The organism is Succinivibrio faecicola (assembly GCF_019448115.1).
Classification (GTDB): domain Bacteria; phylum Pseudomonadota; class Gammaproteobacteria; order Enterobacterales; family Succinivibrionaceae; genus Succinivibrio; species Succinivibrio faecicola.
Genome location: NZ_JAGFNY010000040.1, coordinates 1 through 15391 on the forward strand (window position 1 = coordinate 1; position 15391 = coordinate 15391).

The 15391-nt window shown below is 34.9% G+C and carries 12 protein-coding genes; 6 read left to right on the plus strand and 6 right to left on the minus strand.

All coding sequences use genetic code 11. From position 1 onward, the window contains the following. Positions 1-202: hypothetical protein (locus J5V48_RS08715; RefSeq protein WP_219938196.1), on the plus strand; the 202-nt coding region annotated here is incomplete at its 5' end. On the opposite strand, the gene J5V48_RS08720 is transcribed toward J5V48_RS08715, so the two are convergent. The 6 genes from J5V48_RS08720 to prfA all read right to left on the minus strand — a co-directional run bounded on the left by J5V48_RS08720 (position 174) and on the right by prfA (position 5312). Continuing rightward, entirely contained in the window at positions 174-1286 is a 1113-nt protein-coding gene (locus J5V48_RS08720) for a Fic family protein (RefSeq protein ID WP_219938197.1), read from the minus strand. The genes J5V48_RS08715 and J5V48_RS08720 overlap by 29 nt on opposite strands. Before the next feature lie 332 nt (positions 1287-1618). Continuing rightward, a complete protein-coding gene (locus J5V48_RS08725; RefSeq protein ID WP_219938198.1) occupies positions 1619-2188 on the minus strand; it encodes a hypothetical protein in 570 nt (189 codons plus the stop codon). A gap of 5 nt (positions 2189-2193) precedes the next feature. After that, the gene (locus J5V48_RS08730) at positions 2194-2787 is read right to left on the minus strand and encodes a hypothetical protein (protein WP_219938199.1); all 594 of its coding nucleotides are present in this window, start codon (positions 2785-2787) and stop codon (positions 2194-2196) included. A gap of 7 nt (positions 2788-2794) precedes the next feature. Beyond that, positions 2795-3361 (minus strand): hypothetical protein, encoded by a 567-nt coding sequence (locus J5V48_RS08735; protein WP_219938200.1) that lies wholly within the window; start codon positions 3359-3361, stop codon positions 2795-2797. 11 nt (positions 3362-3372) lie between these two features. Further along, positions 3373-4212, minus strand: a complete 840-nt coding sequence (gene prmC / locus J5V48_RS08740; protein WP_219938201.1) for a peptide chain release factor N(5)-glutamine methyltransferase — start codon at positions 4210-4212, stop codon at positions 3373-3375. Positions 4213-4217: 5 nt separating this feature from the next. Continuing rightward, positions 4218-5312, minus strand: coding sequence for a peptide chain release factor 1 (prfA, locus tag J5V48_RS08745; protein ID WP_219938202.1), 1095 nt, complete (start codon positions 5310-5312; stop codon positions 4218-4220). Between the two features lie 437 nt (positions 5313-5749). On the opposite strand from prfA, the gene J5V48_RS08750 reads away from it, so the two are divergent. The 5 genes from J5V48_RS08750 (at position 5750) to J5V48_RS08770 (ending at position 15053) form a co-directional block, all read left to right on the plus strand. Beyond that, positions 5750-7558, plus strand: coding sequence for an AAA family ATPase (locus tag J5V48_RS08750; protein ID WP_219938203.1), 1809 nt, complete (start codon positions 5750-5752; stop codon positions 7556-7558). Positions 7559-7981: 423 nt separating this feature from the next. Continuing rightward, positions 7982-9463, plus strand: a complete 1482-nt coding sequence (locus J5V48_RS08755) for a DUF3375 family protein (RefSeq protein WP_219938204.1) — start codon at positions 7982-7984, stop codon at positions 9461-9463. A 1-nt stretch (position 9464) separates the two neighbouring features. Beyond that, entirely contained in the window at positions 9465-10232 is a 768-nt protein-coding gene (locus J5V48_RS08760) for a DUF4194 domain-containing protein (RefSeq protein WP_219938205.1), read from the plus strand. Then, positions 10232-13612, plus strand: a complete 3381-nt coding sequence (locus J5V48_RS08765) for an ATP-binding protein (protein WP_219938206.1) — start codon at positions 10232-10234, stop codon at positions 13610-13612. The genes J5V48_RS08760 and J5V48_RS08765 overlap by 1 nt, the downstream gene beginning before the upstream one ends. Before the next feature lie 241 nt (positions 13613-13853). Continuing rightward, positions 13854-15053 (plus strand): Wadjet anti-phage system protein JetD domain-containing protein, encoded by a 1200-nt coding sequence (locus J5V48_RS08770; protein ID WP_219938207.1) that lies wholly within the window; start codon positions 13854-13856, stop codon positions 15051-15053. Positions 15054-15391: the final 338 nt, after the last annotated feature.

The window sequence follows — 15391 nt, forward strand, 5'->3', positions numbered from 1 at the left end:
TAAGCGCCAAAATTTGAATTTTTTGGAGCTTATTTTTGCTAAGCGCCAAAATTTGAATTTTTTGGAGCTTATTTTTGTTAAGCGCCAAAATTTGAATTTTTTGGAGCTTATTTTTGCTAAGCGCCAAAATTTGAATTTTTTGGAGCTTAGTTTATTTCGCATAGATACAGATGTTATTCAACTATATCAAGCAATTTACTAAAGATATAAGATGTCTTTCTATCAGTGCCTTGTCTTGATATGTATTGAAGTTCTTCTGAAAGCTTCTTTAATACTCTTCTTACGCTATTTTCTGATAGATGCAAGTCTTGAACCAACTTCTTTGGTTCTACCTTCAGTTTTTCGAATAACTCATTAATAATTGGGAAGTATTCTGTTTTACCTACTATTTCTGTCATTTCCTTATGCAAATCTATGATAGCTTTTGCTGTCGAAATATGACGTTTACTTTCATGGTCTATTCCATTAAAAAAGAAAATCAACCATTCCTTCCATGCTGTATAAGGATCCTTTTCTGAATTCATGGAAATATTTGATAACATTTCCTTATACAGATCTTCATTATCAGAGAAATAACGACTGATATAAAATATAGGAAACGGTAGACGGTTTCTAACAAATAAATATAAAGGAATTAATAAGCGACCAACTCTTCCATTTCCATCTTTAAAAGGATGAATCATTTCAAACTGAGCATGCATTATTGCAGCTTGCATTAATGAAGAGACTTCCGTTTTGTTTTTTAAATAATCGATCAAATTGTCGATATATTCGTCTGTTAGATATGCTGGTAGTGGAGTATTGTTGCCTAATTTTGAGTTATATATATAGTTTTGTTCTGTTTTAAAGCTACCTGGCGTCTTATTAGCACCACGAACATTGTCTGATAATAATAAAACATGAAGGTTCTTTATTAAATACTTGCTAATGCCATTTGCTTTATCAAGAATCTCATCTCTTCCGTATTCAATAGCCTTACAGTAATTTTCTATTTCTTTGATGTCATTTTTAAGAGTTTCTGAAGAATAGTTTTCATGGACTACATCAGAAATAGTCGCAACAGTACCTTCAATCTTCGAAGATAAAACAGCTTCCTGCAGAGTTAGAGAAGAAATTAGAATTTTTGGATTAGGTAAATTATTCAGGTATCCAATAAACTCTGACAAACTCTGTTCAGCTCTGATCATACTTACCAAATACTCAGAGTCCAACTGCAGAGTTGAAGAAAGTTTCTCTATAGGTAACTTCTCTGGAATGTGAGGTTTTGGAAAGTCTTCAATTTTCATTTTTAATCCTTGGATTATATACTGTTCGAATTTGATGCTTAATGTATCTATCCGCTAGCGTTATATCACGAAAGTGATCCGCCGATCTCAAGCTAAACTGATCTATCTTTTTTCCTAAAAATCAGGATCATTTTGAAGTTAATTTTAACTAATTTACAACCGATTTGTAGAATAATCTCTTCCGATCTAATAATGATTTACTAATAATATATATCGCAAAAGATCTTTTTGAGTTGTAAAATATTATTCAAAGATTTTTCTTTTCTTATCTTAAATCAATTAACTTGCTCTGAAATGAAAATAATCTGATCTTGGTGAGCAGATTCTATACTCTATTTTGTTCTGATTACACGCTCAACAGTTTCAAGTATATCTGAGGCAAACTTATCAAAAAGATCTCTATAAGTATTATCATCTGAGAATACAGATTTTTTATCTTCAATACTATTAAGTAATAAATTACCTTGCTCTGTCAGCACAATAGTATCTGTTATTGTCTGCAACTGCTCTTTTATAGACATGGATTTAAGCTGCATGCCGAATTTAAATTCAATACCTTCAATTAGCTTTGCGGTACATGCTGTCTTTATTACAGACTCAAAAATAAGATCTAGACTCTCTTCAGATTCAAAAGAAACAATATCTGATGAGAAAATGGATTCATTCTCAATGATTCTATTCTTTAATGACTTAATAAAAGCATTAAGACCTGATTTGTATGAATCATCACCATTTTTAATTGCTTTTAGTAAAGAATATAGGCAGAAACCGTAAGAACTCCAGCCGTTTAGTTTTCCAAGAATTTCAACTGTTAATGAATACTCTTTTTTATCATCTAATGCCAATATTTTTGGCTTTATCATTGGCTGGTTCTGGTATTTCTTCTTAAGATTTTTCGACATATTCTTTACTGCAGTGTATCAACTATAATGAAATCTTTACTATCACTTTCAGATAGAGAGTCTTCCTTTCCAGAGGATATCTCATAACGAGCAACAATCTGCTTTAGAAGTGCTGATGTTGCAGATGTCAGTTTTCTGAACAGAAAAGCGCCTTCAGGTTCATACTTTACTATCTTGGTGACCTTTTCTAAAAAAGTAAAACCTTTTTTGGTAATAGCAAACTTATCCTGCTCAAGCTTAATTGAGAATTTAGTGAATTTTTCTGTTTTTAAAGGCTTCAACGGTACTTCAAGACCTTTTACCAGCTTTGCATGGGATATTATCTCTAAAAGAAGTACCATATAGGCTTTTGCCTTGCCATTGAGTTCATCATCATCCATTAGATCAGAAGTCATCTTTTTTAATTTATCTACAATGATCTGCTGAATATTCTCATAAAGCGTACCGTCAACCTTTATAAGGTTCTGTTCAAGTTTTATAAACAGATCAACAATGGACAAAGTAATTAAAGGAGCGATATTGTTATTTAGTACCACCTCTTTTAGCTCTTTTGCGCATTCATATCTTGCTTTTGCCAGTACGTTTGATGCTGAACTCATATCAGTCCTACTTTGAGAGTTTTTCCACTATATATTTAGCAGCATTTAAAGACAGTTTGTAGAAGGTCTGTCCGTAAATATCTGGATTTGCAAAAACATTGGTTCCTGCAAAAGCCTTATCAGCAAACTCATTTCCTCTCTTGGTAATTATAATCTCTTCACCAGTAACTGAGATTTCAATATTCAGTTTACCATTCTCATAGGTTGGAGATAATGGAGCTTTTATGCCTGTTGCGAGATCAGCATTTGCTATAAGCTGCATTGTTGCAATAACAAGTGATTTTATTGCAAGTGGTCTTGGCAGAGAATCTGGGAATATATCATGAATTCTGTGCATCATCTCGTTGCTTAACTCACTTACGAAGTTAATAAGATCATTCTGATCTTGTGGAAGCTTTCCATCACGAAGAGTACATAAAAACTCAGCTGCTGTAAGACCAACTGTAGCAGCTAAACCGAAGTTTTCCTCAAGAGTTGCTCCAAGAATATTTGCAGATTCAAGATCTGATCTTGTGTTTGCGATTTTTGAAAGTTTTCTCTGCTTGATAATATTTCTAACACTTGCTTTTGACATTGTTTTATTCCTTATTTTTTTGTGTAGCGACCTAATGTCACACGGTCGTTACCACCATAATCTTTGATAGTCTGGATAAAGTTAAAACCTGCAGCCTTAAAGAATCTTTGTGCTGCAATAGCCTGATTGTAACCGTGCTCTATAAGCAGATATCCATTATTTTCTAGAAAAGCAGGTGCTTCTCGAGTCAGAATTGAAATAGCCTCTAAACCATCATATCCTGATACAAGAGCTTTTCTAGGTTCAAAAGGTAAAGAAGACTCTCTTAAATGCGGATCATTTGGATGAATATATGGAGGGTTTGATACTATCATTGAATACTTCTTTTCATTAGGTACACAGTTTAGAAAATCAGATTCAAAATATGTAACATCAAGATTCAATGCAACACAGTTTTCCTCTGCCACATTAAGAGCATCCATATCGATATCACAGGCAAAAGCCTCAATCTGATCACCTAAATGCTTTTTCAAAGCAAGAATAATAGCACCAGATCCGGTTCCCACATCAAGAACTCTTCCCTTTGGATTTAAGCTTAAAGCCTTTTCAACAAGAACTTCAGTATCAGGTCTTGGGATAAGTGTTTTTTCTGTAACCTTTAACCTGATATCATAAAAATCCTTATATCCAAGGATATAGGCCACAGGATAGCCTTTGGATCTTTTTTCAATGAGTCTTGCGTATGCATCAATAACTTCTATATCAAGCTCATCATCCTCATGGATTAAAAGCTGTGTTTTAGATAAATTGGTGACATGTGACAGAATAAGGCTAGCATCAAGCATAGCACTTTCAATTCCATACGATCTTAGGCACTCTCGTGCCTGTACAAGAACCTCACCTATCTTCATATAAACTATAAAGCGCCCTGTGATGCCATAGAAGCTAACTGCTCTGCCTTAAATTCCTCGATAACAGGTTTTAAGATCAGATCAAGACTTCCTGAAAGAACTTCATCTAATCGATATACAGTCAGATTGATTCTGTGATCGGTAATTCTGCTCTGTGGGAAGTTGTAGGTACGGATTCTGTCAGAACGGTCACCTGATGATAGGATACTGTGACGTAACTCAGTAGCCTGAGCATTACGCTTATCCTCTTCAATCTGAGCTAATCTTGAGTACAGAACTTCCATTGCACGAGCTCTGTTCTGATGCTGTGAACGCTCATCCTGACATTCAACAACAATACCAGTTGGAATATGAGTAACACGAATTGCAGAATCTGTTTTGTTAATATGCTGACCACCGGCACCTGATGCTCTGAAAGTATCTACTCTCAGATCTGCTGGATTGATAACAGGAGCTTCTGCAGGTGGGATTTCTGGCAGAACCATTACAGTACATGCTGAAGTATGAACTCGTCCTTGTGTTTCAGTTACTGGTACACGCTGAACACGATGACCACCTGATTCAAACTTCATATAGCCATAAGCGCCTTCACCTGATAGTTTGGCAATGATTTCCTTATAGCCCCCCATTTCGCCTTCAGCCTGGGATACAATTTCCATGGACCAGCCTTTAGAATCAACATAATGGGTATACATTCTGAAAAGCTCGCCTGCAAAAAGGGCTGCTTCATCACCACCGGTACCAGCACGAATTTCAAGGAAGCAGTTGCAGTCATCACGCTTGTCGTGAGGAAGCAAGAGTAACTGAAGTTCATGCTCTAAAGTTTTTAATTTTTCTCTTGTAGGCTCGATTTCTTCCTGAGCCATCTCAACCATGTCTGGATCATCACTCTTTAGCATCTGCTCCATTTCAGCAAGATCATCAGATGCTCTTGTATAATCCTTAAAAGAGGTAACTGTAATCTGAAGCTGAGAATATTCACGATTAAGTTCACGGAATTTTTCCTGATCGGCAATTACATCAGGCTGGCTTAATAACTGCTCAACTTCCTGATGACGCTCAACTAAGGCTTCTAGTTTTCTTAAAATTGATTCTTGCATAATAGTCTTTCGCTTAAATAAAATTGTTCTATATTTTATCAAAAAAACCGATTTTTTAAAGCAAGAAAAAAGAAGAAATAACTTAACCACATATTGATTACGTTGAAGTCTTATTGCTTTTTTGAACAAAACTCATTTTGTATCGACTATCTTTTTATAATTCGTAGTATCTACCTATAGTTGCTTATCGCGAATTATAATCTTTAGTTTTGCAGTTCGATCTTAATGAAAGAATAGCTTATAAATGTTGTGCTAAACAGCATTTATAAGCCAGCCTTCAGTTAAAAATCAAAATGCAGTTGAGTCACTAATTAACAAATGTACTTACATATTTTAGTACTAACAGATATGCTTCATGTCTAAAAGAATAAGTAATATTGAAATAACTTCAAAATAAGCTAAACTACATATAGTTACTACATATTCTGGATATAAAAATGACCGAAAAGACATTCAAACCATTGCCACTTGGCAATGAGGACTTTGTTTCAATTAGACAAAAAGGTAAATACTATGTAGATAAGACACCTTATCTAAAGAATGTCTTTACAGAGCAATCCTCGGTACTTCTTTTTACAAGACCAAGACGATTTGGTAAAACACTTTTAATGGATATGTTTGCCTCATTTTTAAGACTTGCACCAGATGGCAGTGACAACAGAGAATTTAAAGAAAAACTCTTTGATGGTCTTGAGATTCTAAAAGATAAAGAATTTACAGATAAATACATGGGACAGTTCCCTGTTATTTTTATTTCTCTTAAAAGTGCATATGGAGAGACTTTTGAACAAGCCTATGATGCATTAGCACGTGTCGTAGTAAGTCTATTTTCTGATTACGACTTTTTATTAAACAGTAAGAATCTGCAAAAAAAAGAGCTTGAGAACTATAACAAATATCTAGATAGAGAATTTCTGTGTGATATAAATTCAATTGGATATGTAAAGGAAGCTTTAAAATTTCTATCAAACTGTCTTTATAAGCACTATAAAAAGAAAGTCATACTTCTTATAGATGAGTATGATGTACCATTAGCAAAGGCATCAGAAAAAGGTTATCACGATGAGATGGTAACGCTTATAAGCCAGTTCTTTGATTTCATGAAAATCACACCGAACAATAATGAATATGAAGCATACCCAATAGAAAAAATAGTTCTTACTGGCTGTTTAAAAGTAGCAAAAAACAGTATTTTTACAGGTGTAAACAACATCACTGTTAATACAGTGCTTTCAGAGGACTATGATTTTGATTCCATCATAGGTTTTACAAAAGAAGAGACTCTAAAGCTTTTAAAAGACTATGAGCTTGAAGAGTATGCAACGCTGGTTAAAGAAAACTATGATGGATACAGATTCAATGAAAAAGAGATGTTCTGTCCATGGGATGTAGTCAACTTTATAGCAGAGTCTGTTAAAAAGAAAGTTTCTAACACTAAGATAATACCAGGAAACTACTGGATAAACTCAACCTCAAGTAATGCCTTATTATCATATGTAGGATATCTGACTGATAAGGCAACAGACAAGATGCAGGCACTGATGGATGGTTTGAGTATTGAAACCTATATCAATGATTCAATGAATTATGACACCTTATCAAAACATGAAGAGATAGATTTCTTCTCCCTTCTTTTGCATACAGGATATCTGACATCTGATGGTTATAGAGTTGTAGATGCAGATACACAAAAGCCAAAAGCAATCTATTCACTTAGAATTCCAAACCTTGAAATAAGAGAATGCTTTGAAACTAACATATTGCAGCATTTTAAAGAATCATCAACACAAGGCGAGAATAAAGCTATGCTTATAGCTAATGCTCTGTTTGAAGGTGATTGTGAAACTGCATCAGATAAAATCTATGATTTACTGCTAAATTATGTATCAGTAAGAGATTTTGCAACAAAGGCAAAACCTGAGAACTACTATCATGGATTCTTATCAGGGGTATTTGCTTGTTGTGGCGATTATATAAATAATTTCAAATCAAATACTGAAACAGGCAATGGTTATGCAGATATTACATTCCTAGATAGAAGAGGATCAAAACTTGTAATTATTGAACTTAAAGCATCAAAAAATATTGAATCTGTAATAATTGACGCAAAAAATGCAATAAAACAGATTGATGATAAAGAATATGCAAAAAGTTATATCACTCATCCATTTGTAAATAAAATATACAGCTACGGAATCAGTTTCTATAAAAAAGACTGCTATATTGAATTGAAAAAGATAAAATAAATCTTTCAAAAAACTCTACAATATGCAATCCTCCGACACTTCTTTGCATACGGAGGATTGTTACTGTTATAACTAAACCATATATTGATTACGTTGAAGTCTCGTTGCTTTTTTTTTGAACAAGACTCATTTTGCATCTACAATCTTTTTATAATTTCATAGTATCTACTCTGTCGTTGTTTTCGCTAATTAGGCGCTCTTGGTTTGCAGTTATTCTTAACAAAAGAAATGGTGAAAAACGTGTAAAAAAAACAGTATTTATAAGCCAAATTTTAGATAAAAATCTGATACACAAAAGTTTTGTTGGCTAATACTTGATGATGTATAAAAAAAATCCCCAAAATATCCACATACGTTTTGAAAAAGTTGTAGCAACTTATAGTAAAATTTGCTTTGTTTATTTGATTAAATAGCCTTTTCAAAATGAATTTTATTTCTGACTTCTCTAGATACAACTCGCTTCTTGAAGTGAACAACACTTGGAAGCTTTTAAGAGCAAAAAGCGCTCCCTTTGTAATTTCCTTTTTAAAAAACATCTTTGCTAAAGAACGTGAAGTTCCATATGAATATGCTCGAGCAAACTTAAAAGAATTCTTAGATGAGTTAGTTAATAAACTTACTCCAGAGGAGCGTAAGCAATCAGCTAAAGACTACTTACGAGACTGGATGGACCGTGGTTGGATAAGAGAACTTGATAATAAGATATTTATGACTGATGCTGCACAAAAGGCAATAGAGTTTTGTGACAGACTTGAGAACAAAGTTGTTTCAACCTCTGCTACTCATTTAGAAATTCTGCAGCAGGAAGTACAAAAGCTTTATGTCCAAATAAGTGAAAATAAAAGACTACGAATCAAAGAGCTTAATGCTCAAATCAAAGAGCTACAGGCTGAAAAGAAGCTTATATCAGAAGGTAAAGAATCTCGTCTTAACGATTATCAAAAACAAGAAAAGATCAAAGCTGTTTATGATATGGCAAGCAGACTACCATCTGACTTTAGAAAACTTGAAGAGGAAACTGTTGATATTGCACGTAAGATCAGAGTGCAAATGATTGAAAATTCTCAAACTAAAGGTCAGTTGTTATCCGATGTTCTTGCACAGGAAAACATTCAACGAAGAACCGAGTATGGTGCAGCTTATGAAGGATTTTTTGCTCTTATCTGTGAAGAGGATGTCTGCTCTAACTTCAAAAAGCAAATTGACTACATCTTATCAAAACCAATAGCAAAATATCTAGATAAAAAGCAGCAGAATTTCTTGCACACTTTAACTGATGTTCTAGTAAATGAGTGTGACCGAGTAAGACGTATTCGAAACCGAATTGATGAAAACTTAAGATCATATCTTGAAAGTTCTGACTACAAAGAGAATCAGATTGTCACATCTTTAATCTCATTACTTGAACAAGAGGCTGTAAAGTTCAAAGACAAAGACTTTAACTTATACACTAAAGAGATGAATCTCACTTTAGAAAAGGCTGGAGTTAAAGTCACATCAATTGATTCATTAGCTGCTGCTCTAAAGGTCCCTGAAAAGGAAGTGTCCTTAGGCTCACTTGAAGAGCATCAAAACTCAAATGCTATTAGTGATGATATTTTGCGTCAGTTAGATACGGTAAGACTATCTGATGTAAGAACCAAAATACGTGAGTTAATAGGTAATACCTCACAGATGAGTGTAGGTGAGATTTTACAAAAGGTACAACTGCGTTATGGCCTTGAGGAGATTGTAGCTTATGTACGTGTCGCTCGTGAGATGAACAAAGATGAGATTGTTGATAACGAGGAGATCGTTGTTAAAGTTCCATCAACACAGGGTTTAAAACAGTTAAAAGTAAAATTACCAAAGATAGTGCTTACAAGTCAGCAGGTTAGAAATCAGGATAAGGCAAGTGGAGTATAAAATGGCAGAGATTATCACTATGAATAGTAACGATGAAGCACTAGATGAAGTTCTGACAGATAACAGTAAACTTGTGCGTGAAGTGGATGCTCGTCTGCGTAACGTCATTATCGAGCTTTTAAAATCAGGTAGTATCGTCTACTCAGTTGACTCGCATCAGTACAAACTTCTAACTTTGCCTGACAACTTACTCTTTGTAAAAAGCTACTTGAGGAATTTAAATCTTGAGGTGGTGTTTAACTCTGAAAATGGTCTTGCCTATATTCGTAACCTTGAACGCGATGAAAGTGAGGACGAAGGAGAGAACAGTGTAGATGATGACTCACTCATTAGCAGATCATTTCTAACTCCATTTAAGTCTGTGTTAATCCTAATTCTACGTAAGTACTATCATGAGCGTTTTTCAAATGGTGAGACTGAAATTGTGATTGACATTGATTACATAAAAAACGCTTTAACTCCTTATCTTGAGTTATCGGTATCTGACAGCCGAGACAATAAGAAACTAAATGGTGCTCTCAAGGATTTAGCTGAGCTTAAACTAATCAAAAGATTATGCTCTGAGGATAGTGACCGAATCTTAATCACACCTTTAATCAGATACGTTATCGATGTTGAAAAGATGCAAAAGATGCTCGAAGAATTCAAAAAACTAAACTCAGAGAAGATCCCTAATAAAAAGACATCATCAACAGAAAACAAGAATGAGGACAGTCTCATCAAAGAGCTATTTGAAAAAGACAATGAATCTTCAGAGGAGATCATCTAATGCAACCTATTCAAACTGAATTAAACTTTTCTGAAGACACAGAATCACAGGTTAAATTACGTTCTGTTTCTGTCTTTAACTGGGGGTCATTCAACGGTCTTCACACGTTAAGAATTAATCCTGATGGTACCTTAATTACAGGAGAGAATGGCTCTGGTAAATCAACTATCATCGATGCTTTAATGACCCTGTTAAGACCAGCAGGTAAGATTGACTACAACGTAGCTGCAGCTCAGGATCAGAAAAAAGATCGTTCGTTACTAAGCTACATGCGTGGTAGCTTTGGTACTAAGATCTCAGATGGTGAACAGGTAAGTCGTAATCTGCGCTCTGAAGCTACCGTGAGTGTGATTAAAGCATTATATGAGTATGTTAATTTTGAAAAAAAGGTAGTTCTTTTAGGTATCTTTTATGTAAATAGTTCTTCTAATGCCTATTCAGACGTTAAAAAGATTTATTGTGTATCCTCAACTGATATTGATTTAAAGGATGTTCTATCCCGTTATAAGAATCAGGATACAAGAGCTTTAAAAGAGTTCTTACGCTCAATTGACGGTTGCCGTGTTTGTGATGACAACTTTGGTGAGTATGAAACTCACTTCCGTCGTCAACTACGTATGGATAACGCTAATGCTCCTGCTCTACTCTCAAGAGCATTAGGTCTTAAAAAGATTGACGATTTAACAGGACTTATAAGAACTTTAGTTCTAGAGCCAGGTACTGTAAAAGAGGATGCCCAAAACACAATTCATCAGTTCGATGACCTGCAGACAATTCATGGAAAGCTAGAAGATGCCAGATCTCAAGAGGAGAAATTGTCTCCTCTTCCAAACTTTGTCAAAAAGTATGAGGAAAACTCACTATTAACGAGGACATATGATAAGGCTTTATCCTTTGTTGATCCATTTATCAGCACCTTTGCTAAAGACTTTTATCAAAAGTGTTTTGAGGAGAAGACCTATGAATATGACAATTCTCAAAGTCTTTATAAAGACCTACTTCAAAAGCAAGAGCAGGCAGAAATTGAAAAAGAACGCTGCCACACTAACTTAATTAAAGGTGGTGGTGATAAGTCTGAACAGGTAAAGCAGTTAATTGCCCAAAAGAGAATTGAGTCTCGTCGCCTAGAGGAGAACTTAAAGAGCTACAACCTCTTAAGCTCACGTTTAGGCTTAAAGACACTATCGACAATAGATGACTTTAACTATAATCTAAAAGCTCTTGATGAAAAGAAACAAGTTTTTGAAACTGAGAGAGACAATTTCTTAGATGAGTGGGTTGGCTTAAGTAAGCAAAAAGATGACATTAACAGTGATATTCAGGAGTGTAAAGAAGAGCTACAAGAACTTGAAAAACACTCAGACTCTAATCTGTCATCAGCCTACTTACAATTACGTGACAATATTTCTGATAGCTTAAGTATTAACGCCGATGAACTTGTGTACGTTGCAGAGCTTATCGAGGTTAAAAAGTCTGAGGAAATTTGGCATGGTGCCATTGAAAGAGCTCTAGGCGGTATCCGTCAGACCTTACTTGTAAGCGAGGAACACTATCCTCTTATCACTAAATGGATAAACTCACGTCATACTGGTTTACATGTACGTATTCAGGTTGCAAACAGAGTTAAAGAGAGTAATGTAACCTTTGGTAATCAGGGATATCTTGTAAAACTTAACTTTAAACAGCACCGCTATACGCAGTGGTTAAAACAGCACTTAGATAAGTATGATTTAGTCTGTGCAAACTCAGTAGAAGAGTTAAATCAAACTGAGTTTTCCATGACAAAAGAGGGGTTAATTCACAAGACACATGGTTTCTTTGAAAAGAAAGACTTAAAGAGAATAGATGATCGTCGTGAATGGTGTTTAGGCTTTTCAAATAAAGACAAGATCCAACTTTTAAAACAGGATATTGAGCACAAGACAGAGAAGTTAAAAGAGATAGTAAAAGCAATTTCTTCACAAAAGGAAAAGCAAAGTGCTATTAACAATAACATCATGGCCTGCAGCAGATTAAAGGACTTTAAGTCATTTGCAGATCTTGACGTCGGAGCAATTAAAGTCGAGCTTACAAAACTTGAAGCTGAGCTTGATATGCTTGAGCACAATCCTGAGATTGCAAAACTACAAAAACTCTATGATGACAGCGTTAAAGCCTTAAATGACATCGATGTACGTATTCGCGATATGAACCGTAAGATAGGTGGCATAGAAAATGACTTAAACGACTTAAAACAAAAGATTGAGCGTCATCAGGAGAACTCACAGATTGAAATTCCTGATACTACCTATGAACTTTTATTAAAGTGCATGGGGCAGGTAAAACTCACATCAGAGAATGTGTTCTTAGATAACAATCCTACAGCTCTTCGCCATGAATTGACAGTTAAGCGTGAGAGAGCATCAGAAAATGCACAGAATGCTCAGACAAAAATCGTATCAGTCATCTCCTCATTCTATGCAAATGAGTCCTGGTATACCATCTGCTCTGACTGGGGTAAAGAATTTGAAGCATATCCTAACTACTTAAAACATTTAGAGAACATTCAAAATGAGGGTCTGCCTAAGTTAGTTGAAGAGTTTAAAGCAAAGTTAAATACTGAGGTTACTCAGTCTGTAGCTTGTATCGTTCAAAAGATCGATCAGGAATTATCTTTAATTAAAGACAGAATCGGCCAGATTAATAACGTTCTAAAAAGAGCTGAGTTTAACGAAAACTCATATCTAAGTATTGAGCCTAAGAAACTAACAAACCCTACCTTGCAAGAATTTGATAGAGACTCACGTAAGGTTATGAATATGCTTAGTTTAGATGATCATGAGGCTCGTTATAGGGCAATTTCAAAGGTAATTAGAACTTTAGAGACTGCTTTATCTTCTAACTCTCAGGAGATGAAGACAGTATTAGATCCTAGACTTAGAATGCAGTTCCTAGCTAACGTAATTGATGCTAACTCAGGCGAAATTAAAGATACATTAAACTCAAGTTCTGGTAAGTCTGGTGGTGAAAAAGAGTCATTTGCAGGCTCTGTATTAGCAGCATCTCTTGCCTACGTATTAACACCAGAGGGAGCTGAGACTCCAGTATATGCAACTGTATTCTTAGATGAGGCATTTTCAAATACCTCTGATAAGGTAAGTCAGAGAGTGCTAAAGATCTTCCATGAGTTAGGTTTACATGTAAATCTAATTACTCCATTTAAGAACATCGAGCTTGCTCGTGACTATGCTAAATCCTTAGTTATCATGGGACGTGATGTTAACACTCACAGTAGCTCTATGTGTGAGTTAAGTTGGGAGGATTATGACGAACAGTTACGTGTAAAAAAAGAGCAGGAGTTACGTGCACTAGGTATCTCCTTTGAAGATAGCACTAATTAACCATAGTCATCTAACTAGATATTTTTGATTGAAGGAACAATGCAATCTTTGCTGTGCTAACTGTGCTATAAAGTAGATAATAGTAAGTTGATAGATGTAGCTTGCAAAAGTAGCTTACTGACTAGCAATTGTGATGATTCTTTGTCTTATACTGTAAGTAGTAATATATAGTAGGATGAAAAGTAAAACTAACATCCTACAAAAAAAAACTATGGCAAGCTTTAAAAGTTAAAGGATAAACATGCTTTTACCTAGTGAAGTTATAAAACGAATTGAGAAAAATGAAGTAGATAACATCCCTCATCTTATAGCCAGACTACAAGGAGAGCGTGAGTATCCAATTAAAGTATCTTTAAAAGCTCCTACTATCAAGACCATCATGTCTGATATTGCCTCCTATGAGAATTTTTTAAAGCAATGGCGCCACTATGAAAATCAGAATTTAATTGAAAGAGTAGATATTAACTATCGCTACGGAGTACACGGAGATAATGTACCTTCTGACTTTGTAGTACATGATTTTGATGAGCTCTTATCAATCATATCTCCTGTAAAGAAAAGAGTAATTAAAAACTTTTTAAAGCGTTGTGATTCTCTTGCAATTACCATGCACTTTGATAATGTTAATGCGCTGTATTCATTTTACAGAGACCTAACTTATGAAGTGCTTACTGATAGGGAGTTTTCTGATCTCTTAATCTGTCTACCTCAATTAAAACGAGGACTAGGCAAAGAGCATTATCTTAGAGCAATACCGCTTTTGCACATCGACACTAAGTTTGTAGAAAAGCATGACAAGCTTATTTTAGCTTTGCTAAAGGCACTAGGTCTATGTAACGAGAAGGAGTCTCTTGAGGAGTACCTTGAGGTTGAGGCAAAGCCTGATGGCTTTGCTCACATAAGAATACTTGATGATTCTTTAATTGAAAGATACTCCTACATGATGGTGCCAACATCTGAGTTATACAGAATTGAACCTCCAGGAGACAACCTTATTGTAGTTGAGAACGTACAATCTGGTCTGATGCTACCAAAGCTTAAAAATACCTCTGTTATCTTTGGTTGTGGTAGAAATCTATCATGGGCTAAAACCTCTTGGCTCTCACACAAACAAAAGATTATCTATTGGGGAGATGTCGATTCATGGGGATTTCAGATGCTCTGTGAGTTCAGAGAGAACTCTAAACAACACATCGTATCCATGCTTATGGATAAGTCTGTCTTTGAGCGTCAGTCTCATCTAGAGCGCATGGTGCATGAGGATAAGAGTGCTGATGTTACAACAGATCACTTAACTGATGCTGAAACAAAGACTTTAGCCTTTTTACAAAATAACAGTGTTACTAACACAAATTCTATAGAGCAACTAAATCGTTTAGAGCAAGAAAAGCTAGATGAAGATCTTGTCCTACTTGCTTTAAAAGAGAATGGATTAATGTAGAGTTTTAACTTGAAAGATTATAATAACGCGTTATAACTTCGGTCTTGTTTTGGCTGTATTTCAATTTCTTTTATCGGCGTAAAAACAACGATTAGGTTTGCCGGTGGCAAAAGAAAAGCTAAGTTTCTAATCAAGCTCAGCAAAGGATTCTGAACAAAGAAATAAAGGCTGAATATAGTACTTACAGATTTTAGTACTAACTGAATGATTCGTATCTAAACGAATAAGTAATATTGAAATAACATAAAAATCAGCTAAACTACATATAGTTACTATATATTCTGGATATAAAAATGACCGAAAAGACATTCAAACCATTGCCACTTGGCAATGAGGAC